2 tRNA genes and 3 rRNA genes are annotated in these 5,545 nt (G+C 54.3%); all 5 read right to left on the reverse strand.

Annotated features, from left to right (window positions below):
- Positions 1 to 32: 32 nt before the first annotated feature.
- A 5S ribosomal RNA gene (rrf, locus tag GQE99_RS20405) occupies positions 33 to 147 on the reverse strand.
- 80 nt (positions 148 to 227) lie between these two features.
- Positions 228 to 3,056 (reverse strand): 23S ribosomal RNA (locus GQE99_RS20410).
- A 316-nt stretch (positions 3,057 to 3,372) separates the two neighbouring features.
- Positions 3,373 to 3,448 (reverse strand) — tRNA-Ala (locus GQE99_RS20415).
- Positions 3,449 to 3,516: 68 nt separating this feature from the next.
- A tRNA-Ile gene (locus tag GQE99_RS20420) sits at positions 3,517 to 3,593 on the reverse strand.
- Between the two features lie 147 nt (positions 3,594 to 3,740).
- A 16S ribosomal RNA gene (locus GQE99_RS20425) occupies positions 3,741 to 5,207 on the reverse strand.
- Together the 16S, 23S and 5S rRNA genes with 2 tRNA genes alongside form the textbook arrangement of a ribosomal RNA operon.
- Positions 5,208 to 5,545: the final 338 nt, after the last annotated feature.

Genomic DNA, 5,545 nt, shown 5'->3' on the forward strand with positions numbered 1-5,545 from the left:
TCGTTTAGAGAGTTACGTGTGTCTTTTACTAGGTTTGGCGGTGACCTACTCTCCCACGTCTTAGGACGCAGTACCATCGGCGCTACGGCACTTAACGGCCGGGTTCGGGATGGAGCCGGGTGTTTTGCTCGTGCTATGACCACCAAACCGAGAAAAAGACACGTATTTCCAAGTCAAGCTGTATGCTTTTGATTGTTCTTTCGAAGCGAGCCTCGCTTCTACTGGATCAAATCAAGCCTATCGGGCAATTAGTACCGGTCAACTGAACGCATTGCTGCGCTTACATCTCCGGCCTATCGACGTGGTAGTCTTCCACGGCCCTCAGGGATACCTTGTTTTGAGGGGGGCTTCCCGCTTAGATGCCTTCAGCGGTTATCCTTTCCGATCATAGCTACCCTGCACTGCGGCTGGCGCCACAACAGGTCCACCAGTGGATCGTTCACCCCGGTCCTCTCGTACTAGGGGCAACTCCTCTCAAGTATCCTACACCCACGGCAGATAGGGACCGAACTGTCTCACGACGTTCTAAACCCAGCTCACGTACCTCTTTAAACGGCGAACAGCCGTACCCTTGGGACCTGCTCCAGCCCCAGGATGAGATGAGCCGACATCGAGGTGCCAAACGGTGCCGTCGATATGGACTCTTGGGCACCATCAGCCTGTTATCCCCGGCGTACCTTTTATCCGTTGAGCGATGGCCCTTCCACTCGGGACCACCGGATCACTATGGCCGTCTTTCGACTCTGCTCGACTTGTCAGTCTCGCAGTCAGGCTGGCTTCTGCCATTGCACTCAACGAGCGATTTCCGACCGCTCTGAGCCAACCTTCGCGCGCCTCCGTTACTATTTGGGAGGCGACCGCCCCAGTCAAACTACCCACCACGCAGGGTCCCGGATCCGGATGACGGACCGCGGTTAGACATCAAGCAGAACAAGGGTGGTATCTCAAGGGAGGCTCCACAGGGACTGGCGTCCCTGCTTCGAAGCCCACCACCTATCCTGCACATGTTGTGCCTGATGCCAGTGCGAAGCTGTAGTAAAGGTGCACGGGGTCTTTCCGTCTAACCGCGGGAAGCCTGCATCTTGACAGGCAATTCAATTTCGCTGAGTCGATGTTGGAGACAGCGGGGAAGTCGTTACGCCATTCGTGCAGGTCGGAACTTACCCGACAAGGAATTTCGCTACCTTAGGACCGTTATAGTTACGGCCGCCGTTTACCTGGGCTTCATTTCGGAGCTTGCACTCCTCCATTTAACCTTCAGGCACCGGGCAGGCGTCAGACCCTATACGTCGTCTTGCGACTTCGCAGAGCCCTGTGTTTTTAGTAAACAGTCGCCACCCCCTGGTTTGTGCCCCCAGCCACTAGTTGCCTAGAAACTGGGCCTCCTTCTCGCGAACTTACGGAGGTATTTTGCCGAGTTCCTTCAACATCGTTCTCTCAAGCGCCTTGGTATTCTCTACCAGTCCACCTGTGTCGGTTTAGGGTACGATCTTATAGTGGGGCTATTTCCAGGAACCAATCAGCTGCCAGTTCAATCCGATAAGGACTGACAACCCTCATGATCCGTCACCACCACATGGCCCAGGAATATTAACCTGGTTCCCATCGACTACGCCTTTCGGCCTCGCCTTAGGGGTCGGCTTACCCTGCTCAGATTAGCTTTAAGCAGGAACCCTTGGACTTTCGGCGACAGGGTCTCTCACCCTGTTTGTCGCTACTCATGTCATCATTCTCGCTAGTGATCTCTCCACCGGATGGCTCACGCCCCGGCTTCACAGAAAACTCCGATCCTCCAACGCACCCGAAGGTGCTAAGGAGGAATGGAGTTATGTCACACTACGCTCCGCTACCACGCACTTACGTGCATCCTCAGCTTCGGCTCATGGCTTGAGCCCCGTTACATCTTCGCCGCAGGACAACTTGATTAGACCAGTGAGCTGTTACGCTATCTTTAAAGGATGGCTGCTTCTAAGCCAACCTCCTGGTTGTTTTGGTCGTCCCACCTGCTTTCCCACTTAGCCATGAATTGGGGGCCTTAGCTGGAGGTCAGGGTTGTTTCCCTCTCCACGACGGACGTTAGCACCCGCCGTGTGTCTGCCATCTAGTACTCCCGGGTATTCGGAGTTTGGTTAGGATCAGTAAGCCTGTGGGGCCCCATTACCCATCCAGTGCTCTACCCCCCGGGGTATTCGGATGACGCTCTACCTAAATAGATTTCGCGGAGAACCAGCTATCTCCGAGTTTGATTGGCCTTTCACCCCTAGGCACAACTCATCCCGACCTTTTTCAACAGGTGTGGGTTCGGACCTCCAGCAAGTGTTACCTTGCCTTCATCCTGGTCATGCCTAGATCACTCGGTTTCGGGTCTGATCCCACGAACTCAACGCCCTATTAAGACTCGCTTTCGCTGCGCCTACACCTATCGGCTTAAGCTTGCTCGTGAGACCAAGTCGATGACCCATTATACAAAAGGTACGCCGTCAGGACTCGAGGTCCCTCCGACTGCTTGTAGGCGTTCGGTTTCAGGTACTGTTTCACTCCCCTCGTCGGGGTGCTTTTCACCTTTCCCTCACGGTACTGGTTCGCTATCGGTCAGTAAGGAGTACTTAGCCTTCGAGGGTGGTCCCCCGATGTTCAGACGGGATTTCACGTGTCCCGACCTACTTAATACGTCCAATCATGCTTCCTGTACGGGACTGTCACCCGCTATGGTCACGCTTTCCAACGTGTTCCAGTCACATTCATGGCTCGGCTGGTCCCCGTTCGCTCGCCGCTACTAGGGGAGTATCTGTTGATTTCCTTTCCTCCGGGTACTTAGATGTTTCAGTTCTCCGGGTTTGCTTTTTTAACCCTATGTATTCAGGTTAAAAATACCTGTTTCAGTGACGTATTAATTTCCGATGGAAATAATACGAAACTGTCAGGTGGGTTGCCCCATTCGGAAATCCGTGGATCAAAGCTTATTCTCAGCTCCTCACGGCTTATCGCAGAGTATCACGTCCTTCATCGCCTCTTACTGCCAAGGCATCCACCAAACGCCCTTCTCGCGCTTGATTTGATCCAGAAGAAGAAAGGCTCGCGCCCTTCGCGCCCCGGGGCTGGTTCGACCCGGTGCTTTGCTTCTGAACCAAAAGCATACTTTCCCGCTCCTGCTGATGTCGGTCAGCAGGAACATATGCAATCCTTGCGGATCGCATTGGTTAGTGTACTTGACTTGGAATTTCATGCTTTCGCGGTTGGTCCGAAGACCAGGGCCACGGATCCTGGCGCACTGCCAGGACCAGCATGAAACTGATGTATCTCTCTAAACGATGTCAATGTGCGTCCGATTGGACGGCGAAGCACCGGGGTGCTTGGCGATCAAATCGGCGTTGGTGGAGCGTATCGGGATCGAACCGATGACCCCCTGCTTGCAAAGCAGGTGCTCTCCCAGCTGAGCTAACGCCCCTGAAATGGCTTCCGGCAGATGCCGTGCATCCACCTCTCGCCCGCCATGTTTGCAAGCAAACAGGACGTTGGTGGGTCGAGGAGGACTTGAACCTCCGACCTCACGCTTATCAGGCGTGCGCTCTAACCACCTGAGCTACCGACCCAGACAGACCGGTAGGCCTGTGAAACTTTGGACTGAAGAGATATGAGGACGGCCTGGCCCGTGATGTATGCGATGCAAAGGACATCGCGTTGCTAAGTGTTCGTCGAGTTGGTCATCAGAGATGACCTTCTATCCGGAACATCCTTAGAAAGGAGGTGATCCAGCCGCAGGTTCCCCTACGGCTACCTTGTTACGACTTCACCCCAGTCGCTGAGCCTACCGTGGTCCGCTGCCCCCTCGAAAGGTTAGCGCACGGCCGTCGGGTAGACCCAACTCCCATGGTGTGACGGGCGGTGTGTACAAGGCCCGGGAACGTATTCACCGCGTCATGCTGTTACGCGATTACTAGCGATTCCGACTTCATGCCGTCGAGTTGCAGACGACAATCCGAACTGAGATAGCTTTTTGGGATTAACCCATTGTCACTACCATTGTAGCACGTGTGTAGCCCAACCCGTAAGGGCCATGAGGACTTGACGTCATCCACACCTTCCTCCCGCTTATCACGGGCAGTTCCTTTAGAGTGCCCAGCCGAACTGCTGGCAACTAAAGGCGTGGGTTGCGCTCGTTGCCGGACTTAACCGAACATCTCACGACACGAGCTGACGACAGCCATGCAGCACCTGTCACTGATCCAGCCGAACTGAAGGAATTCCTCTCGGAAAACCGCGATCAGGATGTCAAGGGTTGGTAAGGTTCTGCGCGTTGCTTCGAATTAAACCACATGCTCCACCGCTTGTGCGGGCCCCCGTCAATTCCTTTGAGTTTTAATCTTGCGACCGTACTCCCCAGGCGGAATGCTTAATCCGTTAGGTGTGTCACCGAATAGCATGCTACCCGACGACTGGCATTCATCGTTTACGGTGTGGACTACCAGGGTATCTAATCCTGTTTGCTCCCCACACTTTCGCACCTCAGCGTCAGTATCGAGCCAGTGAGCCGCCTTCGCCACTGGTGTTCCTCCGAATATCTACGAATTTCACCTCTACACTCGGAATTCCACTCACCTCTCTCGAACTCAAGACTAGCAGTATCAAAGGCAGTTCCAGGGTTGAGCCCTGGGATTTCACCTCTGACTGACTAATCCGCCTACGTGCGCTTTACGCCCAGTAATTCCGAACAACGCTAACCCCCTCCGTATTACCGCGGCTGCTGGCACGGAGTTAGCCGGGGTTTCTTTACCAGGTACTGTCATTATCATCCCTGGCGAAAGAGCTTTACGACCCTAAGGCCTTCATCACTCACGCGGCATGGCTGGATCAGGCTTGCGCCCATTGTCCAAGATTCCCCACTGCTGCCTCCCGTAGGAGTCTGGGCCGTGTCTCAGTCCCAGTGTTGCTGATCATCCTCTCAAACCAGCTATAGATCGTCGACTTGGTAGGCCGTTACCCCACCAACTATCTAATCTAACGCGGGCCGATCCTTCACCGAAATTCTTTCCCCCGAAGGGCGTATACGGTATTAAACCCAGTTTCCCGGGACTATTCCGTAGTGAAGGGCACGTTCCCACGCGTTACTAACCCGTCCGCCGCTAGACCCGAAGGTCTCGCTCGACTTGCATGTGTTAGGCCTGCCGCCAGCGTTCGTTCTGAGCCAGGATCAAACTCTCAAGTTGAAAACCGGTTACCCGGTTATCCTTGACGTTCGAACCTCTGCACATCAATTCCAACCGGCTAAGGTTGGAACCGTCTCTGTTTGCAGTCAGTTACCGAAGTAACAAAGACCGACAAACAGTGAAGCTGACTATCCATCATCGCTCAGGCCGAAGCCCTCGCTAGGTAGTTTGACATGCAGGTGTTTGTCCATCGAATGAACCAAACCGCCCACATATCTCTTCAGATACCATCGATTTCAAAGAGCGTAGAGACAAAACATAACCGGATGCGCCCTAACTTCTTCGGCGCGCCCGCCCAGTCTTACCTCAAATCTTTCCGCCGTCCTTCCCTCCGAAGC

This window comes from Maritimibacter harenae (assembly GCF_009882975.1).
Lineage (GTDB): Bacteria > Pseudomonadota > Alphaproteobacteria > Rhodobacterales > Rhodobacteraceae > Maritimibacter > Maritimibacter harenae.